Origin of the sequence: Flavobacterium sp. Root420 (assembly GCF_001427905.1) — a bacterium.
GTDB lineage: Bacteria > Bacteroidota > Bacteroidia > Flavobacteriales > Flavobacteriaceae > Flavobacterium.
Map to the genome: position 1 here is coordinate 84,094 of NZ_LMEF01000007.1, position 20,476 is coordinate 104,569.

The 20,476-nt window shown below is 35.9% G+C and carries 15 protein-coding genes, 1 rRNA gene and 2 pseudogenes; 8 read left to right on the forward strand and 10 right to left on the reverse strand.

Features of this window, described 5'->3' with window-relative positions; genetic code table 11:
- Positions 1-62: 62 nt before the first annotated feature.
- The 9 genes and pseudogenes from ASC72_RS06285 to ASC72_RS06320 form a co-directional block, all read right to left on the reverse strand.
- Positions 63-2,564 carry an L-rhamnose mutarotase gene (locus tag ASC72_RS06285; protein WP_056188497.1) on the reverse strand — a complete coding sequence of 834 codons (2,502 nt, stop codon included), beginning with the start codon at positions 2,562-2,564 and terminating at the stop codon, positions 63-65.
- Positions 2,565-3,165: 601 nt separating this feature from the next.
- Positions 3,166-4,264 (reverse strand): SDR family NAD(P)-dependent oxidoreductase (locus ASC72_RS24480; RefSeq protein ID WP_241775652.1); only part of this gene is annotated, 1,099 nt, incomplete at its 5' end.
- 1 nt (position 4,265) lies between these two features.
- Positions 4,266-5,407: pseudogene (locus ASC72_RS24485) on the reverse strand (class II aldolase); the annotation flags it as partial.
- 482 nt (positions 5,408-5,889) lie between these two features.
- On the reverse strand, positions 5,890-6,720 hold the full coding sequence (locus tag ASC72_RS06295; protein WP_056188499.1) for an amidohydrolase: 831 nt from the start codon (positions 6,718-6,720) through the stop codon (positions 5,890-5,892).
- Positions 6,721-6,725: 5 nt separating this feature from the next.
- A complete protein-coding gene (locus ASC72_RS06300; protein ID WP_056188501.1) occupies positions 6,726-7,523 on the reverse strand; it encodes an SDR family oxidoreductase in 798 nt (265 codons plus the stop codon).
- Between the two features lie 188 nt (positions 7,524-7,711).
- Complete coding sequence (locus tag ASC72_RS06305) at positions 7,712-8,725, reverse strand: zinc-binding alcohol dehydrogenase family protein (protein WP_056188548.1); 1,014 nt, start codon at positions 8,723-8,725, stop codon at positions 7,712-7,714.
- Positions 8,726-8,744: 19 nt separating this feature from the next.
- On the reverse strand, positions 8,745-9,599 hold the full coding sequence (locus tag ASC72_RS06310; RefSeq protein ID WP_056188504.1) for a fumarylacetoacetate hydrolase family protein: 855 nt from the start codon (positions 9,597-9,599) through the stop codon (positions 8,745-8,747).
- A gap of 258 nt (positions 9,600-9,857) precedes the next feature.
- Positions 9,858-10,559 (reverse strand): SDR family oxidoreductase, encoded by a 702-nt coding sequence (locus ASC72_RS06315; protein WP_082564251.1) that lies wholly within the window; start codon positions 10,557-10,559, stop codon positions 9,858-9,860.
- A gap of 8 nt (positions 10,560-10,567) precedes the next feature.
- A pseudogene (locus tag ASC72_RS06320) lies at positions 10,568-10,722 on the reverse strand (SDR family NAD(P)-dependent oxidoreductase); the annotation flags it as partial.
- A 336-nt stretch (positions 10,723-11,058) separates the two neighbouring features.
- On the opposite strand from ASC72_RS06320, the gene ASC72_RS06325 reads away from it, so the two are divergent.
- The 8 genes from ASC72_RS06325 to ASC72_RS06360 all read left to right on the forward strand — a co-directional run bounded on the left by ASC72_RS06325 (position 11,059) and on the right by ASC72_RS06360 (position 19,906).
- A complete protein-coding gene (locus ASC72_RS06325; RefSeq protein ID WP_056188510.1) occupies positions 11,059-12,207 on the forward strand; it encodes an ABC transporter substrate-binding protein in 1,149 nt (382 codons plus the stop codon).
- Positions 12,204-13,349, forward strand: a complete 1,146-nt coding sequence (locus ASC72_RS06330) for a CaiB/BaiF CoA-transferase family protein (RefSeq protein ID WP_056188514.1) — start codon at positions 12,204-12,206, stop codon at positions 13,347-13,349. Before ASC72_RS06325 ends, ASC72_RS06330 begins: the two co-directional genes overlap by 4 nt.
- Positions 13,346-14,485, forward strand: coding sequence for a CaiB/BaiF CoA-transferase family protein (locus ASC72_RS06335; protein WP_056188517.1), 1,140 nt, complete (start codon positions 13,346-13,348; stop codon positions 14,483-14,485). The genes ASC72_RS06330 and ASC72_RS06335 overlap by 4 nt, the downstream gene beginning before the upstream one ends.
- Positions 14,486-15,709, forward strand: a complete 1,224-nt coding sequence (locus ASC72_RS06340; protein WP_056188520.1) for a sugar ABC transporter substrate-binding protein — start codon at positions 14,486-14,488, stop codon at positions 15,707-15,709. It begins immediately after the preceding gene.
- A 3-nt stretch (positions 15,710-15,712) separates the two neighbouring features.
- Positions 15,713-16,780 (forward strand): Gfo/Idh/MocA family protein, encoded by a 1,068-nt coding sequence (locus ASC72_RS06345; RefSeq protein ID WP_056188522.1) that lies wholly within the window; start codon positions 15,713-15,715, stop codon positions 16,778-16,780.
- A gap of 80 nt (positions 16,781-16,860) precedes the next feature.
- Positions 16,861-17,304, forward strand: a complete 444-nt coding sequence (locus tag ASC72_RS06350) for a MaoC/PaaZ C-terminal domain-containing protein (protein ID WP_026983107.1) — start codon at positions 16,861-16,863, stop codon at positions 17,302-17,304.
- Positions 17,305-17,410: 106 nt separating this feature from the next.
- The gene (gene fucP, locus ASC72_RS06355) at positions 17,411-18,718 is read left to right on the forward strand and encodes an L-fucose:H+ symporter permease (protein ID WP_056188525.1); all 1,308 of its coding nucleotides are present in this window, start codon (positions 17,411-17,413) and stop codon (positions 18,716-18,718) included.
- An 87-nt stretch (positions 18,719-18,805) separates the two neighbouring features.
- On the forward strand, positions 18,806-19,906 hold the full coding sequence (locus ASC72_RS06360; protein ID WP_082564252.1) for a pectinesterase family protein: 1,101 nt from the start codon (positions 18,806-18,808) through the stop codon (positions 19,904-19,906).
- A 458-nt stretch (positions 19,907-20,364) separates the two neighbouring features.
- On the opposite strand, the gene rrf is transcribed toward ASC72_RS06360, so the two are convergent.
- A 5S ribosomal RNA gene (gene rrf / locus ASC72_RS06365) occupies positions 20,365-20,474 on the reverse strand.
- Between the last annotated feature and the right edge of the window lie 2 nt (positions 20,475-20,476).

Here is a 20,476-nt window from a genome sequence, read left to right on the forward strand (position 1 = left end):
GCTAAATATTTCTTTTTGGTTTCAAAAGATACCTAACAGGTTTTGGAAACCTGTTAGGAGACTTATATTTTATTTAAGAAAATCCAGGTTTCATCAGGTTTTGCTCCTTCTATTCCGGTTTGGTATTTTTTCATTAGGGCATTCCAATCGTCTACACGTGGATTATTTTCTGTTGTTTTTGGATTCAGTTTGTCCAGATTTTCTCCTTTCGGAATACTGATTACCAACATTAATTGTCTTCCGTTTTTGAAAACCTGTAATTGTTGAAAATCGGCGTTGCAGAAACCTTTTGCGATTTCAGGCCATTTTTCAAATTGAGTAGTATGATAATCTACATACTCTTTTTGCAATTTTTCGTCATTTACCAAATTGACGGTTAAAACAATATTTTCCCATTCAGATGCCGGTTTAGAATCTTTACATCTTTCAAAATTTTGAAAATCGTAAATCGGTTTTTCGTAAATTTTTATTTCTGCCGATGGATAAGCGAGCGCCAACTTCTTTTTCGTTCTTTCCGGCTGATTCATTTTTCCGTAAATCACCAAATGATTTTTCCACTGATAAATGGATTCACCTACAATTCGGAAACCTTTGATAGTTGATTTTACTTTCTCAATATCAAAATCAGAACCGATCATTTCGATGACTACCGATTTAGGTAATTCCTGTAAACCCCAGGCTTCATCAACAATTGCCTCTTTTGTTAAAGCTGCATATGGTGCTCTAATTCCCGCCGCCTCTTTAATTTTTGTGCTGACATACGGATTATTATTCTCCCAAATATTTCCTTCCGGACCGTTATTATTTTTTAGGATTTTCTCTGTTGCAATCCAGTTATTTTTGATGGTAAAACCCTGACTCCCTTCATCTGTATACAAATACAACCATAAAAACGGATCGTGTGCATAGGGACTGTTGTACACTTTATCAATATAATTTCCTTCTATTCGGCTGTTTGGCTGAGAAGAAAGCGTGTAAATTCCGGAAACATCATGAAGATGTTTGGCATAATGATGAATTTTATTGGATAGAATTTTGTTGTTTTCCATCACATTTTTGGTGTGCGTCCAACCCCATCCCATTGAAATTCCGCTATACGCCACATCCGAAATTTCGTTGTGTTCAATAGTAAGGTTTTTTATAAAACCGGCTGCAATTCCTAAACATCCCCAATCTTCGTTCGCGACATTGGTAATTAAATTGTCCGCAATTACTTCATCGGAACAAATTTCTCTTTCATCTTTTATAACTAAAGGTAAATGGGCCTCAAAAGCTTCTTCAGAAAAAACACCAATACTTATAGCATTTCCGCCAATATCTTTAAATAAATTTCCTTTGATTATATTATGATTGCTACCTTTATTCAAATCTAATCCGGTCGAAGACAAATGTTCAAAATGACAAGATTCAAATTGATTATGATTAGCATAATTAACTTCAACAGCTGCTCTTGGTCTCCCAACCCAACCCTGATTTTCCAGATTGGCCTGATTTGGAGTTCCGGGAACTTTCAATTTATAAGCATCCAGTAAATACATTCCGGCCTGCAACGGAACGTGACCTTGTTGCGAAGGACGAAGCCAGTTACTGTATTGAAATGAAATTCCTTTGAAATTAAAATGATGAACCGGAGAATCAATTGTTCCTTTCATCTCCACTAAATTTTCCAGAACGGGAACGATAACTTTTGCAGAAGTCAGATCTTCACCATCTCTCGGAATATAATAGATTTTGGCATTTTTTTTATCTAAAAACCATTCTCCGGGTTCGTTCAACATGGAGACTCCGTTGTTTAGAAAGAAAGCTGAATTTCCGTTGTTTTTTGAAATCCATGGCGCTGGCCACGGATGTTCGCTTTGAATGCGGCTTTCCGGTTGTTCAAAAGAAAGTCGGGCGCTGTCTTTTTGAACTTCGATATTTTTGATACGAAGATTGGCCGTTGACCACCATTGAATGATAAACATTTCCATTCCGGGTTCGTACTTTATGGATTTATCTTTAAAAGGAATCCAGCAAGTTTCTGTTGCCGCATCCCAGGAAAGAATTCTATCCATTTGGTCTCCAGCAGTACTTTTGGCTCGCACGGCTTTTTTTCCGTTGACCCATAATTGTCGGTAATTTATAATTTCACCCGCTTTTTGAGGCACATCAGCTACCCAGACATTTCCTTTTTTTTGTCCTTTAATTATGGTTGTAGATTTTTTCCAATTTTTTATTTCTAATCCGCCGCTGATTATTGGCATTGCACTTACATCAGCTTCAATTGTGGTTGGACTTTCCGGAGTTCCTGAATCTTCAGGTCTTACGAATAAAGGTTCGTTTAGATAATACGTTCCGTCTGTTACAATAATATAAATACCGTCTTTTATTGATGGATCTTTTAAGCGACGTAATTCTCTGGCTTTTCTTATGGCCATGTTTACAGTTGCTAACGGACTTGCTTTTGTTCCGGGATTGGTATCTTTTCCATTGGTCGAAACCCAAATCTCGGCTGCTGTTGCTGAAAAGACAGAACAGATGATCAAAAAAAGGATAAGTACTTTATTATGAATGAGTAAACGCATTTTATATTTTTACTTTTAATAATGCTTAAATATAATTCAGAATGTAAATTTTCTTAGTAAAAAACTTATATTCTAAAGAATTTTAACATTTTATACAATAATTAGGCACCAATTTAAAGTAACCTTAAAATATAAGCATCCTGTACCCTCCTGCTCTCTGTTAAAATAAGTGTGTTTTTCACACATTATTAGTTTTTCCAACAAAAACAAATAATGGGAGGCAGGATCAATTCTTAAAACTTGTGGAAATCTGAATCAGGGATGATTTTTTTACCACAGAGAACACAAAGATTTTTATCTAGGAATACTTGTAAAAACACAAAGTTCACAAAGCTATGTTTAATTTAGCCTTGTGAACTTTGTGTTTTTTTTAAAGTTAAGAAGAAAAAAATCTTTGTGTTCTCTGTGGTAAATAATTACAAAAAAATAACGCCCGAGGGCTGTCGGACGTTAAATTCACAAAAAACCACTTTTGCTTAAACAAACTTAAAAAAAACTATTTTTATCTATAGAAGCCCATTGCTACNAACGCCCGAGGGCTGTCGGACGTTAAATTCACAAAAAACCACTTTTGCTTAAACAAACTTAAAAAAAACTATTTTTATCTATAGAAGCCCATTGCTACTCCACCGTCTACGTTCAGGGCATTTCCTGTTGATTTATTCAACAATCCCCCTGTAAACGCAAAACATGCATTGGCAATATCATCAGGCAATATGATTTCGTTTAATAGTGTGCGCTTGGCGTAGTAAGCCGGCAGTTCTTCTACCGTAATACCATACGCTTTGGCACGACCTTCTGCCCAGCCTCCAGACCAGATGTTTGAGTCTGAGATCACAGCATCAGGATTTACCGTGTTTACACGGATTTTATCAGCTCCAAGCTCTGCTGCCATAAGGCGCGTTAAGTGTGCCTGTGCCGCTTTGGCCGATCCATATCCGGGATTGTTCGGACCTGCAACAACAGCATTCTTCGATACGATATTTACAATATCGCCTCCAAAGCCCTGTTTTCTCATTACTTCAATTCCGGCTTTCGATACAATAAATTGTCCTTTTACCAAAATGTCATATAATCTGTCCCATTCTTCAAGGGTATGTTCAGCAATAGATTTTGAGATACTGATTCCGGCATTGTTTACCACGATATCTACTCCTCCAAAAGCAAGACAAGCTTCGTCTAATGCTTTTTCTGTACTATTTTCGTCAGTAACATTTAATAGTGTACTAGAAACGGCATCTTTTCCAAATGACTTGACAAAGTCTTTGGTTGCTTCTTCGAGTCTTTCTTCGTTGATATCGTTGATAATGACACAAGCTCCTTCCTGAGCGAATTTCTTTGCAATAGCTTTTCCAATTCCTCCGGCTGAACCGGTGATAAGGGCAACTCTTCCTGAAAGTGCTTTTGGTTTTGGCATTCTTTGCAATTTTGCTTCTTCCAATAACCAATATTCGATATCAAATGCTTCCTGATGTGGAAGGGATGTATACTCTGAAACCGCTTCTGCGCCTTTCATAACGTTCACGGCGTTCACATAATATTCTGATGCCAGTCTTGCCATGGTTTTATCCTTGGCAAAAGTGAACATTCCAACTCCCGGATATAAAATAACCACCGGGTTTGGGTCACGCATTGCCGGTGAATTTGATTTCTTGCAGGCATTGTAATAATCCTTGTACATCGCTCTGTAGCTTTCAAAANTATAAAATAACCACCGGGTTTGGGTCACGCATTGCCGGTGAATTTGATTTCTTGCAGGCATTGTAATAATCCTTGTACATCGCTCTGTAGCTTTCAAAAGCAGGTTGTAGTTTTGTTTTGATGGCCTCTACATCTGACAAGTCCTCGTTTGGATCCAGTTCCAAAACTAGCGGACTGATTTTGGTTCTTAAAAAGTGGTCCGGACAAGAGGTTCCAAGCGGGGCCAGTTTCTCCAGATCATTGGAGTTGATGAATTCCAAAACCCTTGCGTCATCAGTGTAATGTCCGATCATCTGGCGTTCTGAGGAACAGAATCCCCTCAAAATCGGAGCTACCTTTGCAGCTTTCAATCTTCTTTGGTCCAGCTCAAGGCTTTCTATTTTTTGTCCTCCAAAAACAGGACGTTTTTTTCCGTAATTGTTCTCAAGATATGTTGCACATTTCTCGATTACTTCAAGGGTGTTGATATAACTTTCGTATGAAGTGTCTCCCCAGGTGAAAAGTCCGTGGGAACCTAGCATAATTCCACGTAATTTTTTTCCTTTTTTCTCTGCTTCTTCAAGGCAAGATCTTAATTGTAATCCAAGATCAAAGCCCGGACGTTGCCAGCCTACCCAGCCTATTTCACCATTGAATAATTCCTCGGTGATTTTTGCCCCGTCTTTGGCAGCTGCAATAGCAATAGCCGCGTCAGGATGCAGGTGGTCAATATGTTTGAAAGGTAAAAACCCGTGCAAAGGTGTATCGATTGACGGCGCTTTTGAAGCCAGATCAAAAATACAGTGGTTGAAAAGTTCCACCATTTCATCTTCGAATTCAATTCCTCTGTAAACATTCTCCAGATTACGAAGTCTCTCTAAATAAAGTGCCGCACAACCCGATTTTGTAAGTGTTCCGATATCTCCTCCGGAACCCTTGATCCACATTACCTCTGAGCTTTCTCCCGTTAACGGATCTTTGTCCGTGATTTTAACTGAAGTATTTCCTCCTCCGTAATTGGTTAATCGCAAATCAGCTCCCAGTAAATTGGAACGATAAATGAAAAGCGCTACTTCATCTCCTGCCAAAGCGGCTGCCTTAGACTCATCCCACAGGTAGCTTACATGCTTAAAATTCATAGGTGTTGTATTTATATTCGACATTTATATCTTTTTAACAATAATCTAAAATATTATGGTGTAAAATAAGAGAATGTAAAAAACATAACTATCCTGTACTATCCTTGTACAAAAAGAACGTATTCGATTGATAACTAAATCTTAACAATGGAACTAAATAACAAAATGAGAATAATAATTCAAGAAAAAAAGAAGCAAAAACATATCTAATTACATGAAAATTAGATAGAAAGTCTAAAACTAAATTGGTAAAAAGGAAGTAAAAAATAACGTCGAGAAGTCTTTTTAAAATGCTTTTAAAATATACTTAATCTATCGAAATTCTAAAAATTTAACTGTAGAAATTTCGATTATTTCTATTCTTATTGAAAAATCAGATTTTCTAATAACGAATAGAACGCTAAAAATAATATTGGAGAAATAAAAAGTGCTTCCAAATTTCATCAAAAAAACCAGATAGAAACTTATGGAAGCACTTTTAAAAATTAAGTTTTATCAATTTAAAACTAAAGTTTATAAAATGATGTAGCATTTTCATGCCAGATTTTATTTTGATTTGGAAGTGAAAGTTGAGAAATATAATCTTCCAGCGTTTTTACCACTTCTGCATAATCGGAAGCGACATTACAAACCGGCCAATCCGATCCGAACATTAATTTATCGGCAGAAAAATTTTCAAAAACAACATCTAAATACGGTTTTAAATCATCCGTTTTCCATGTTTTCCAATTGGCTTCGGTAACCATTCCGGAGATTTTACACCAAACATTTTCGGCTTTGGCAATTTCTTCAATTCCTTTTTTCCAGGATAAAACATCCCCCGATTTTATATCCGGTTTTGCGATATGATCGATTACAAAAGACTGATCGGGAAACTGATTTGCCAAACTTATGGCAGCCGGTAACTGGCGATGAAAAATAAGAATATCGTAGGTGTAATTAAATTGTTTCAAAGCAGCAATTCCGTTTTGGAAATCTTTTCTCAGCATAAAATCATCTGATTCGCCCTGAACTACATGTCGAAAACCTTTTATTATTTTATTCGAAGAAAAATCTTTTAACCGTTCTTCGATTGTTACATCACGCAAATCAACCCAACCGACAACTCCTTTTATAAAATCATTTTTTGCTGCTAAATTCACCAAAAAATTAGTTTCGTCTTCAGACTGGCTTGCCTGAACAGCAACACAACCTGAAAACTGATTTTCCTGAAGCAATGGCAAAAGATCTTCGGGCAAAAAATCTCTTTGAATTTTCTGCATGGTTTCATCAATCCAGCTGTCTCTTACAGGATCAAATTTCCAAAAATGTTGATGGGCATCGATTCGGTTATTCATCTTTTTTAATTTACGTCATTGATTAAAGCGCGGTCTAAATGTACGTAACCTCCATCAACAAAAACAAATTGTCCTGTTGTGTGCGATGAACGATCTGAAATAATGAAAAGCGCTGTATCTGCAATTTCTTCTGTTTGGGTCATTCTTCCTTTTAACGGAATACTTTTGTTGATTTTTTTCAAAACAACTTCACCGTCTGGTACTGTTTTAATCCAGTCTTCGTATGCCGGAGTATAACTTTCAGCAATAATAATCGCGTTCGAACGAATTTCGTACTGAATCAAATCAACCGCCCATTCTCTGGTCAATCCCAGAACTCCACCTTTTGCAGCAGCATAACCAGAAGTTCCGCCTTGTCCGGTCAGAGCTACTTTAGAACCAATATTCAGAATATTTCCTTTTGATTCTTTTAGATAAGGAAGCGCGTATTTCACCAATAGAAAATAACTTACGACATTTAGTTTCAAAGAATTCATGAATTCCTCATAAGTCGAATCTAAACCGGCACCGTCATTTACACCAACGTTGTTAATTACAGCATCAATTCGTCCGTATTTTGCAACTATAGTTTTAACAGCGTTTTCGATTTCAATAGGATCGGTTACATCCGTTTGTACAAACAAAGCGTCGATTCCTTTTTTTTGAAGTGCTTCGGCATAACCAAAACCTCTGCTGTTTCTGTCTACCAATACCGGAATTGCACCTTCATCTGCCAATCGGTTAATGATGGTTTCTCCAATACTGCCTTGTTTTCCTGCCGAACCCGACACGACTACAATTTTATCTTTTAATTGTAAATCCATTTTTTGTGGTTATTGAGGTTATCAATAGATTTTTTAAACACATAGAAACATAGATCCGCATGTTGAAATTAGACGTTTCACTTGTTTTAAAACACAGAGCTATGTGTGGGAAACTAGTTTCTTTTAAAAACTCTTTTGTAAAACTAAAAATCTATGTTCCTATGTGTTTAAAAATTTCAATTGTTTTGTTATTCTATTTCAATCAACGCTTTAATTACATTATTCTTCGGATCAATTAATTGTCCAAAATCGGTAATCATTTCTGAGAAACTTGTTCTGTGTGTAATATATTTTTTAGGATCAATTTTCCCATTTTTAAGACATTCCATTACATATTCAAAATCTTCAATAGTGGCATTTCTACTGCTCATTAAAGTAGATTCTCTTTTATGGAAATCAGGATGGCTAAAACTCAATTCTCCTTTTTGAAGACCAACCAAAACAAATCGGCCTCCGTGAGAAATGTAGTTAAAAGCGCTATTCATGACATTGCGATTTCCTGTTGCATCAATCACAACATTGGCCATATCGCCATTTGTAATTTCAGCCAGTTTTTGAGCGACATCATCGTGCAACGGATTTATAGTTTCATCAGCATTCAATTCATTTTTACAAAAACCTAATCTGTATTCGTTGATATCCATCACGATTACTTTAGCTCCTGCAATTTTTGCGAATTGAATCAATCCGATACCAATTGGCCCCGCGCCCATTACTAAAACGGTATCAGTAGGTTTTACTGCCGCTCTTCGTACGCCGTGTGCTGCAATTGCCAAAGGCTCAACTAATGCCAACTGATCATAATCCAAACCTTGTCCATGAAGTAAATATTGCTGCGGAATAGTCACATATTCTGCCATTCCGCCATCAATATGAACTCCAAAAACTTTAATATTTACACAGCAATTGGTTAGTCCGTTTCTACAGGCAACACATTTCCCGCAATTAAAGTACGGAATAAAAGTTACTTTATCACCCGGTTCAAAACCTTTTGCATTTCCTTTTACATATTCTGCAGCAAGTTCATGACCTAAAATTCTCGGATATTCGAAGTAAGGCTGAGTTCCACCAAAAGCGTGAATATCAGTTCCACAAATTCCTATTCTTTTAATCTTCAATAAAACTTCACCTTCTTTTGGTTCCGGAATTGCTTTTTCTTTTAGAATAAATTCCTGCGGTTTTTCACATACTATAAATTTCATCTTAGCATTTTCTTTTAAATTATTTTGAGTATGCAACAGCCGTTTGTTTACTACTCCCTAAACCTTCAATTCCTAATTCTACCACATCACCGGCTTTAAGGTAAATAGGATCCGGTTTAATTCCCAAACCAACTCCCGGAGGTGTTCCTGTACTGATGATATCACCAGGAAGCAGAGTCATAAACTGGCTTAGATAATGTACTAAAAATGGAATTTTGAAAACCAGATTCAGTGTATTACTATCTTGATATTTTTTACCATTTACAGTCAGCCACATCGATAAATTGTCAACATCCTTTACTTCATCTTTTGTAGCTAAGAATGGTCCAAGTGGTGCAAAGGTGTCGCTTCCTTTTCCTTTTGCCCATTGCCCTCCACGCTCGATTTGAAAAGCTCTTTCACTATAATCGTTCAATAATGCGTAACCTGCCACATAATCCAAAGCTTCGGCTTCTTCTACATAACTTGCTTTTTTACCCACAACAAATGCCAATTCTACTTCCCAGTCTGTTTTTTCACTGTTCTTTGGAATGATCAAATTGTCATTTGGTCCGCACAAAGAAGTAGTCGATTTAAAAAAGATAATCGGCTCGGCTGGAATTGGTGCATTGGTTTCCAAACAATGATCTACATAATTCAGTCCAATACAAATTATTTTTGAAGGTCTCGCCACTGGAGAACCTAAACGTATATTTGCATCCACTTCTGGTAAAGTCGGATTACTGTCTAAGGCTTTCTGTAATTTCTCCAGGCCATTTTCTTCAAAAAAAATTTCGTTAAAGTCAGTTACAATTGATGAAACATCATATCTCTTTTCACCAATTAAAACTCCTGGTTTTTCTTTTCCTATTTCTCCAAAACGTATTAATTTCATTTTTTTTCTTTTTTTAAGGTTCTAAGGTACTAAGTTCCTAAGGTTCTAAGTTTTTTTTCTTAGTACCTCAGAACCTAAGCCTCTCAGTTCTTTTTTTTATTAATTATTTTTTTCGGTGCTGAGAAGCCAAAATGCTAAGAAACCTTAGTCTTTTAGCACCTTAGTACCTTTTTTTTATTAATTATTTTTTCGGTGCTGGGAAGCAAAAATGCTAAGAAACCTTATTCTCTTAGTACCTTAGAACCTTAGCCCCTTTTCTCAATTATTTAACTTGATAAATCCTCCGTCGATTGGGTAATCGCAGCCGGTTATAAATCCGGCTTCGTCGCTGCATAGGTACAAGGCTAACGCTGCGATTTCGTCTGGTTTTCCCATTCTTCCTATTGGTTGTGACTGTGATAATTTTTCGAACATTTCGGCTTCTTTTCCGGCATAGTTTTTTGAAATAAAACCATCAACAAAAGGCGTATGAACCCTTGCAGGCGAAATAGAATTACAACGGATATTTTCTTTTATATAATCTTTTGCTACAGATAAAGTCATAGCCATAACAGCGCCTTTTGCAGTTGAATAGGCAAATCGGTCCGGGATTCCAACCCAGGCCGCAATTGACGCCATATTGATTATTACACCACCATTTGAAAGTCGGAATTGTGGAATCGCCGCAAACAGGCAGTTGTACACTCCTTTTACATTTACCTCCATAACACGATCAAAATCTGCTGCCGGTGTAGTGTCTACTTTTCCAACATGTGCGATTCCAGCATTGTTGATTAAGATATTAATGTTGCCTATTTTTTCGAATGTTGCTGCAACTTCTTCCTGGTTGGCTACATTGCAGGCATACGAAAATACTTTTCCGCCATTTGCTTTTATTTCGTCAACAGCAGTTTTAGCACTTTCTTCTGTTAATTCAATAATATGGACTTCAGCTCCCTGCTTTGCAAATAAAACCGAAATGGCTTTCNGCTTTTATTTCGTCAACAGCAGTTTTAGCACTTTCTTCTGTTAATTCAATAATATGGACTTCAGCTCCCTGCTTTGCAAATAAAACCGAAATGGCTTTCCCAATTCCGCTTCCGCCACCGGTAACAACCGCTTTTTTGTTTTGTAATGAAAACATTTCTATCGTTATTAAGTCTTTTTATTTATCGTTTTATTTTTAAAAATCTATTAGAAATTAATAAATGTAAAAAATACAATTACAAAAGTATATTTTAATATTAATATTTGAGATATATTTTCATCTGAATCTCCCAAAATGACTAAACTTTAATATATTATAACACTTTTTACAAAATTTGTAAAAAAATTCCAACTTACTTCAATATACTTCAAAAAACTACTGTTAATAAACACCTCTTCTATTGTTCAATTCAATCTTATTTCTATTTTTGTAATTGTATTTTTTACATTTATTAATTTCCGAATAAAATCATCCATATAAATTTTATTAAAAATGACACTATTAAAAGGGATAACCTGGAATCATACAAGAGGTTTATTGCCAATGGTCGCAACAGCTCAACGTTTTACAGAATTAAATCCGGGAGTTGAGATTAGCTGGGAGAAAAGAAGTTTACAGGAATTTGCAGATGCTTCCATCGAAGATTTAGCAAAGCGTTTTGATTTACTTGTAATCGATCATCCCTGGACAGGCTTTGGAGCACACTCAAAAAGCATCTTGCCATTATCAGATTATTTATCATCAGAATATATAAAAGATCAGGAAGTAAATACCGTTGGACGCTCTTACGGAAGTTATGTTTTTGACAACAAATTATGGGCATTGCCAATTGATGCAGCGACACCTGTTGCAGCGGCGCGTTTGGATATTTTAGAAAAACAGGGATTAAAAGTTCCGCAGACTTATGATGATTTATTGGCTTTAGCCAAAAAAGGATTAGTTGCTTTTGCCGGAATTCCGGTTGATGTTTTAATGAGTTTTTATATGTATTGCTGTAGTTTAGGTGAAGCACCTTTTCAATCTACAGAAAAAGTAATTCCTACTGAAACAGGAAAAAAAGCGTTGCAAATGTTTAGAGAATTGGCACAATTAATTGATCCTGCAAACTTTAATAGAAATCCAATTCAGGTATATGAAGCAATGGCAAACTCAGATGAAATTGCCTATTGCCCTTTTGCTTACGGATATTCAAATTATTCAAGAACAGGATATAGCAGAAAATTGCTTCACTTTTATGATTTAGTTCGTTTGAATGATCAGCCGATGATCAGCTCTTTGGGCGGAACCGGTTTGGCAGTTTCTTCCTTTAGCAAACATATTCCGGAAGCTATTAAATATGCAGAATTTACAGGTTCATCTTTAGTTCAGCAAAATATTTTTGCCGATAATGGCGGACAGCCCGGACATCTTCAGGCATGGAAAAGTGACAGAATAAATTCAGTAACACATGACTATTTCAAAAACACTTTACCAACTTTAGAACGAGCATTCCTGCGCCCAAGATATTCCGGACATATGTATTTTCAGGATCATGCGGGAGATGTGGTTCGTAATTATTTAATAAATGGCGGAGACGAAGCATTGGTTTTAGAAGAAATGAATTCTCTTTATGCGAAATCTTTAAACTTAGTAACAACATGAAACCATTAGAAGGATTAATTGTTTTAGAATTCTGTCAGTTTCTGGCGGGGCCTTCTGCCGGTTTAAAACTAGCCGATTTAGGTGCACGAGTTATTAAAATCGAGCGACCTGTAAAAGGTGAAGCCTGTAGACAATTAAGCATTAAAGATCTTTTTGTTGATGACAGCAGTTTGTTATTCCATACGATTAACAGAAATAAAGAATCTTTTGCGGCTGATCTTAAAAATCCGGAAGATTTAATTCTGATCAAAAAATTAATTGCCAAAGCTGATATTATGACCCATAATTTCAGACCTGGAGTAATGGAAAAAATAGGATTGGATTTCAGCGAAAGCTTAACTATCAATCCAAAAATAATATACGGAACAATTACCGGTTATGGAAATATTGGCCCATGGGCAAAAAAACCCGGACAGGATTTATTGCTACAATCGCTTTCCGGATTAAGCTGGTTAAGCGGTAGAAAAAGTCAGGGACCGGTTCCGTTTGGTTTGGCTGTAGCCGATTTAATGTGCGGAAATCATTTCGTTCAGGGAATTTTAGCCGCTTTATTAAAAAGAGCCAAAACCGGAAAAGGTGTTTTGGTAGAAGTAAGTTTATTAGAATCTGTTTTGGATGTACAATTTGAAGCCATTACATCGTTCTTAAATGATGGCGGGCAATTGCCCCAAAGAGGTAATATTAAAGGAAGTGCGCATGCTTTTTTGAGTGCGCCTTATGGCATTTACCAAACTCTTGATGGTTATATTTCACTGGCAATGGGTGATTTACTTTTCATTGGAAACACTTTAGGAGTTGATCTAAATAAATATGCTGATAAACAAGACTGGTTTACTTTCAGGGATGAAATTAGAGCATTATTAGCTAAAAAATTAGCAACTCAAACATCTGATTATTGGTTAGAGCTACTTCAAAAAGAAGGAATTTGGTCAGGAAAAGTTTTGAATTATGAAGAATTGGATAATCAGCCTTTTGTAGATGAATTACAATTAAAACAAACGGTTCAAAATGCTGCCGGAGAAAAATTAGTTACAACGCGAAGCCCAATTCAGCTTGACGGAAAAATTTTAACAAGCATAAAAGCGGCTCCCTCAGTTGGAGAAGATAATATAAAAATACACGAACAATTTTTAAGCGAATGAAACCTTTAGAAGATTATTTAATAGTAGATTTTAGCCAGTTTCTTTCGGGCCCGTCAGCGAGTTTACGCCTGGCTGATTTGGGCGCGCGCGTTATAAAAATTGAGAAACCGGAAACGGGAGATATTTGTCGAACCCTATATACTTCTGATTTGATTATGAACGGAGAATCATCTGTTTTTCATACTATCAACAGAAATAAAGAATCTTTTGCAATTGATTTCAAGCAACCCAAAGAACTTGAAAAATTAAAAAAATTATTGGCTAAAGCCGATGTTGTGATGCATAATTTCAGACCCGGCGTAATGGAACGTGTCGGTTTAAGTTATGAGGATGTCAAAGCAATAAATCCAAATGTGGTTTATGGTTCGATTTCGGGTTTTGGGGAACATCCTGATTTGAAAGATTTACCCGGACAAGATTTATTATTACAATCCTTAACGGCTTTAACATGGCTGAGCGGAAATCAGGAAGATGGTCCGGTTCCGATGGGATTGTCAATTGTAGATATGCTGGCCGGAGCACATTTGGCTCAGGGAATTTTAGCTGCTTTGTATCGAAAAGCAATTCAAAATATTGGAGCTTCAGTTCAGGTGAGTATGTTAGAATCTGCTTTCGATTTTCAGTTTGAAACTATTACCACCTTTTTTAATGATGGTGGAGAATTGCCTGTTCGGACCAAAACCAATAATGCGCATGCTTATTTAGGAGCACCATACGGAATTTACAAAACCAAAAATGGCTATTTAGCTTTGGCAATGGGTTCTATTCCAGTTTTGGCTACACTTTTAAAATGTGATGCCTTATTGCAATTTCCTGAAAACAAGTTTCATCTAAGAGATGAAATCAAAAATATTTTGGCTGAGCATTTACAAACTCAGAATACAGATTTTTGGTTGAATATTCTAGAACCGGCAGATATTTGGTGTGCAGGTGTTTTAAACTATCAACAACTTTTTGCAGAAGAAGGTTTTAAAGTTTTAGATTTTACGCAGAAAGTAGAAATGTTAGATGGGTATTCCTATCAAACCACAAGATGTCCGATTAAAATTGATGGTGAATATTTAACTTCTGGAAAAGGTTCTCCGAAATTAGGACAAGACAATGAAAAAATTATTAAAGAATTTATCGCTGTCTAAATGGAAAAGTTAAGAATCGCAGTTAGAAAATTTGATCCCTTTGAAAGTACACTTCAAAAGTTATGGAATTCATTTTGTCTGAAAAACAATATTACTATTGAAGCCGAAATGATTCCACTTGAGTTACATGATCTTTATGAAGAAACAATTTCAAAAAAAGGTTTAAAAAAAGGAAAATGGGATATCGCCCACCTCAATACCGATTGGATTTTTGATGCTGCCAATGAAAAAGCGGTTCTTGATTTAACTTCATTTATCAATCAAAATCCACCACAGGATTATCCTGAAGGATGGCATCAGTCGTTATTGAATTTACAGCAAATTAACAAAGGAACTTACGGGTTGCCGTTTCACGATGGACCTGAATGTTTGATTTTTAGAAAAGATTTATTTGAAAATTCGACAGAGAAACAGAACTTCAAAATCAAATTCGGTTACGAATTAAATCCCCCAAAAACCTGGGAACAATTTGTTCAGATAGCGGAGTTTTTCAATCGTCCGGACGAAAATATATACGGTTGTGTTTTTGCCAATTATCCGGACGGTCATAATATGGTTTTTGATTTTTGTTTACAATTATGGACGCGAGGCGGATCTTTATTAAACGACAAAAATCAGATTGATATTAATCATTCTACAGCAATTGAAGCTTTAGATTTTTATAGAAATATGGTAAACAATAAAAATGCGGTTCACCCAAAATCGAAAAGTTTTGGTTCTGTCGAAGCGGGAATGGCTTTCGCCGAAGGAGAAGCTGCGATGGCCATTAACTGGTTTGGTTTTGCTTCGATGTGTGAAGTAATTGAAGAATCAAAAGTAAAAGGCAAAGTCGATATTACCGAACTTCCCTCCGATCCAAATCACAAAACTGCTTCTTTAAATGTTTATTGGTTGTATACAATTGGTATTGGAAGTAAACACAAAGAACTTGCATACGATTTTTTACGATTTGCTATTTCTCCAAAAAGCGATAAATTATTGACCAATGAAGGTGGAATTGGTTGCAGAAAATCAACCTGGAATGATATTGAGATCAATAAAACGATTCCATTTTACCATAAATTGGAAATGCTTCACGAAAATGCTTTGACTTTACCGCAAACTCCAGTTTGGCCAAAAGTAGCAGAAATAATAGATCATATGGTTTTGAAAGCATTGGAAAGCGATATTCCATCCAAAAAATTAGTAGAGGAAACTCAAAGTACAATTCAAAAAATTATTTAAGTCATGAATATCCCATATAAACCTTTATTGCCCGAAACAGATCAGCCCATAATTATTATTGGCGCAAGTGGTATTGTAAAAGATGCCCATTTGCCTGCTTATCAAATGGCTGGTTTTACTGTTTTTGGTATTACAAACAGAACAATTTCGAAAGCCCATGATTTGGCAAAGCAATTTAAAATTGAACATGTTTTTGAAAATGTTGCCGATGCTGTAAAAAACGCTCCTTTGAATGCAGTTTATGATATTACCGTTCTTCCCGATCAATATATCGAAATTTTAGAACAACTTCCGGATGGCGCAGCCGTACTTATTCAGAAACCAATGGGAAATGATTTGGCACAAGCCCGCGAGATTGTAGCTGTATGCGAAAGAAAAAAGTTAGTTGCCGGAATTAATTTTCAATTGCGCTTTGCCTCTTTTGTTAGTGCCGCAAGACATTTAATCAATGAAGGAATTATTGGTGACTTGTATGATTTAGAATTTAAAGTTACGGTAAATACGCCATGGGAATTGTTTCCTTTAATTAAGGAACACCCAAGATTGGAAATTCTTTTTCACAGTGTTCACTATATCGATTGCATCCGTTCCTTTTTAGGAAACCCAAAAAGTGTAATGGCAAAGACAGCGAAACATCCCTTAAAAAAACTATCCTCAAGCCGATCAACCATTATTTTAGATTATGGAGAAGACAAACATGTTGTGATTAACACAAATCATGATCATCATTTTGGACCAAAACATGAGGAAAGCTACATTAAATGGGAAGGAACAAAAGGCGCCATTAAAGCAAAAATGGGCTTATTGATGAATTATCCTGATGGATTGCCAGACGAATTTGAATATTCAGTAGCAAATGAAAATGGTGAATACGAATGGAAAAAAATCGAATTGGAAGGTTCGTGGTTTCCTGAAGCATTCATTGGCACTATGTCAAACTTAATGCGTTTCAAAGAAGGCACAGACCCTAAATTATTAGCAAGCGTCCAGGATGTTTTAGATACCATGAAAGTAGTTGAAGCCTGTTACATCAGCAATAAAAATGGAGGAGTTTCCCTAAATGAATTATAATTAAGCCGAAAGTTTAAAGTCGAAAGTCAAAAAGTATTGACCTTCGACTTTAGACTTTACAACTTTCAAACTAAAAATATATGTATTTCAAATCAACATTTTTTGAAGATTATCAAATTGGCGACAAACGCGTCACTTTTGGAAGAACTATTACGGAAACCGATTTTGTGGTTCACGCGGGTCACACAGGAGATTTTTTCCCACATCATATGGATGAAGAATGGTGCAAGACACAGCCTTTTGGACAACGCATCGCGCATGGAACTATGGTTTTCAGTATTGGCATCGGCCTGACCGCATCTGAAATAAATCCGGAAGCTTTTTCTAAAGGTTACGATCGTATGCGATTTGTAAAACCGGTTCATATCGGCGACACCATCCATTCTGAAATTACAATTTCTGAAAAAGGCGAAGCCAAAAAACCAGATATGGGTACTGTAACGGAGCACGTAGAAATTATCAATCAAAGAGGTGAAGTCGTTTTGGTTTGCGATCATTTATTATTAGTAAAAAAGAATCTTTAATTTGAGGTACAAAGATTCAAAGTGACAAAGGAACAAAGTTGATCAACTAGAATTAGCTTTTACCTCTGAGCCTTTGCATCTCTGAACCTTTAAAAAAAACTAACCAATGCAAATAACCAATCAAACAGGCGACCAACATGAAGTCGCTACAGAAAAAGGTACAGGAAAACAATATCTTTTGCCTTTTATTTTAATTACCAGCTTATTTTTCCTTTGGGGAATGGCACATAATCTGGATTCTATTTTAATTCCGCACTTAAAGAAAGCATGTGAATTAAACAATCGTCAATCTACGTTGATTGATACTTCAGTTTTTTTCGCTTACTTTATTATGGCAATTCCGGCCGGAATGTTAATTAAGCGCTTTGGTTATAAAAACAGTATTATTACTGGCTTATTAGTTTTTGCAACCGGAGCTTTTCTATTTGTTCCTGCTGCAAACACCAGAACTTATGAATTATTCTTATTTGCTTTATTTGTAATTGGATGTGGTTTAACTATTTTGGAAACCAGTGCAAATCCGTATGCAGCCATTCTCGGGCCAGCCGAATCATCATCCAAAAGACTGAATTTAGCTGCTTCATTTAACGGTTTAGCTGCCATGGTAGCACCAATTGTAGGTTCTCTATTTATCTTATCCGGAAAAACACTTACTCCAGAACAAATGGCAGCAATGCCTGATGCTACAAAATCAGCCTATTTATTAGAAGAAGCTTCATCTGTAAAATTGCCTTATATTATTTTGGGAAGTGTATTGGTTTTAGTTGCTATCCTATTTTATTTCATGCATCTACCAGCCATGAAACCACAACATACAGAAGTCGAAGTTAAACCTGGTTTTTTCTCCGTTTTAAAATTCTCCCATTTAAGCTGGGCAGTTGTAGCGCAGTTCTTTTATGTAGGTGCACAAGTTTGTATTACAAGTTTCTTTATCAGAATTGCACAACAAGGCGCAGGATTAGATGAAAAAACAGCTGGATATTATCTTGGCATTTATGGTTTCCTTTTTATGGCCGGGCGTTTTATCGGAACTTTCTTTTTGAAATTTGTTAAAGATTATCTTTTGCTTTCTATCTATTGTATAATTAGTATTTTTCTATGTTTAGTAGCCATTTACGGAACCGGAATTTATGTTATTTATGCACTTGGCGGAATCGGATTTTTTATGTCCATCATGTTCCCAACCATTTTTTCATTAGGACTTGTTGGATTAAAATCAAATACCGAAACCGGTTCATCATGGTTAGTAATGTCGATTGTAGGTGGAGCAATTTTACCTTACGGAATGGGAACTTTAATCGATATGAATCATGATGATATCCAATCAGGATATATAATTCCTTTAGTCTGTTTTATTATCATACTTTCTTTTAGTGTTTTTGGACATAAAGTAAAAACTCAAATTTCAGCATAATTAATTTCCATTTTCATAAATTACCAAGGTTGTTTTTCTCAATTGAAACTAACAACCTTCGTAATTGCATTTTAAATCAAATTTCAGATGAAAAAGACATTCCCAATTCTATTTTTCCTCGTCGTTTTTAGTAGCACATTGTTTACTCAAAAAGACAAAATTACTTATGATATCATTGTAGCTAAAGATGGAAGCGGAAATTTCACTAAAGTGCAAGATGCATTTGATGCAGTTCCTGATAATAATTCCAAACGAACTATCATTTTTGTAAAGGCAGGAATCTATAAGGAAAAATTGAAATTGGTTTCCACCAAGAAAAATGTAACCTTAATTGGAGAATTCTATAAAAACACGATTCTAACTTACGATGATTACGCTGAAATAGCGGGCGGCACAAGCAAATCATTCAGCACCCTCATTGAAGCAGATGATTTCTATGCTGAGAATATCACCTTCGAAAATACAATAGACAGCAATTTACCTCAATATAAAAAAGGGGGTCAGGCAGTAGCTTTAATGGTTAATGGTGATAGATGTATTTTTCATAATTGTAAAATAAGCGGTTTTCAGGACACTTTTTACCTTAAAGCAAATAAGAGAACCTACATAAAAGATTGTATCATTGACGGCACTACAGATTTTATTTTTGGTTCTTCGATTGCCTTATTTGAAAATTGTTTTATTCAAAGTAAAAGAGATTCCTATATCACAGCCAGCAATCAAGATGTTGGAAAAAATAAATACGGTTTTGTTTTTAAAGATTGTGTTATTATGGCAAATCCAAACGGTGATGCAACAGAAGTCTCTTTAGGAAGACCATGGGGTGCTGGTGCCAATGTAGTTTTTATTAATTGTTTCGAAGAGTCCCATATCATCCCTGAAGGCTGGTCGGTATGGTCAAAAGATCCGGAACACAAAGCATTCAATAATTGGAAAACTACTTTTTATGCCGAATACAATTGTTACGGCCCAGGTTACAAACCAAATAATCGTATATCATGGTCTCATCAATTAAATGAAACCGAAGCTTCCAAATATACCAAAGAAAAAATATTTGCTGCAAATACGACAACAGCAAACAATCTTGAAGGAGACTGGAATCCTATAATTGAAGATGATAACTGTAAAATTATATTACCATCAAAAAAAGCTAAGAATGCAGATTCAGTTTTTAAAAAGGGATTTTAATTATAAAAACTATCCTAATCTTTATCAGATAGCGAGTATTTTTATAACCTAAAAAGTATTTTCGGTCCCATTACTACCGCGGTTTAAGTAAACAAGCATTATAATTTTCAAGATAATACCAATTTTTAAATTGCTTAGTTTATTTGCTGGCTCTCGGGTCCAAATTCCAATCTGGTAATGTCATTGCCTTTAAAATTCCTGTTCTACTAACTTAAATTCAAGTAATATTCCAAAAGAAATCAGCTACAGCAACCGCTATTTAACCGCAAAGTTCGCAAAGGGATTACGCAAAGCTCGCGACGATCAGCCTTTGCGAACTTAATACAGCCAACTGTAAGCACAACTAAAAAAAAATCTTTGCGTGCTTTGCGGTAAAATTTCTGCGTCGCTTGCGGTTAAAAAAACAAGAAGTGTCTAAAACAAAAAACCCCTCATCGACAGATGAAGGGTTTTCAAAAGAAAGGCGACGACATACTCTCCCACATAACTGCAGTACCATCTGCGCAGGCGGGCTTAACTACTCTGTTCGGGATGGGAAGAGGTGAGCCCCGCCGCAATAACCACCTTAAG

What these genes read in the sequence shown, in the direction of transcription:
- ASC72_RS06295 (WP_056188499.1), bottom strand. Translation starts at nt 6,720, where the DNA reads ATGAATAACCGAATCGATGCCCATCAACATTTTTGGAAATTTGATCCT.
- ASC72_RS06350 (WP_026983107.1), top strand. Translation starts at nt 16,861, where the DNA reads ATGTATTTCAAATCAACATTTTTTGAAGATTATCAAATTGGCGACAAA.
- ASC72_RS06340 (WP_056188520.1), top strand. Translation starts at nt 14,486, where the DNA reads ATGGAAAAGTTAAGAATCGCAGTTAGAAAATTTGATCCCTTTGAAAGT.
- ASC72_RS06325 (WP_056188510.1), top strand. Translation starts at nt 11,059, where the DNA reads ATGACACTATTAAAAGGGATAACCTGGAATCATACAAGAGGTTTATTG.
- ASC72_RS06285 (WP_056188497.1), bottom strand. Translation starts at nt 2,564, where the DNA reads ATGCGTTTACTCATTCATAATAAAGTACTTATCCTTTTTTTGATCATC.
- ASC72_RS06360 (WP_082564252.1), top strand. Translation starts at nt 18,806, where the DNA reads ATGAAAAAGACATTCCCAATTCTATTTTTCCTCGTCGTTTTTAGTAGC.
- fucP (WP_056188525.1), top strand. Translation starts at nt 17,411, where the DNA reads ATGCAAATAACCAATCAAACAGGCGACCAACATGAAGTCGCTACAGAA.
- ASC72_RS06330 (WP_056188514.1), top strand. Translation starts at nt 12,204, where the DNA reads ATGAAACCATTAGAAGGATTAATTGTTTTAGAATTCTGTCAGTTTCTG.
- ASC72_RS06310 (WP_056188504.1), bottom strand. Translation starts at nt 9,599, where the DNA reads ATGAAATTAATACGTTTTGGAGAAATAGGAAAAGAAAAACCAGGAGTT.
- ASC72_RS06345 (WP_056188522.1), top strand. Translation starts at nt 15,713, where the DNA reads ATGAATATCCCATATAAACCTTTATTGCCCGAAACAGATCAGCCCATA.
- ASC72_RS06305 (WP_056188548.1), bottom strand. Translation starts at nt 8,725, where the DNA reads ATGAAATTTATAGTATGTGAAAAACCGCAGGAATTTATTCTAAAAGAA.
- ASC72_RS06335 (WP_056188517.1), top strand. Translation starts at nt 13,346, where the DNA reads ATGAAACCTTTAGAAGATTATTTAATAGTAGATTTTAGCCAGTTTCTT.
- ASC72_RS06300 (WP_056188501.1), bottom strand. Translation starts at nt 7,523, where the DNA reads ATGGATTTACAATTAAAAGATAAAATTGTAGTCGTGTCGGGTTCGGCA.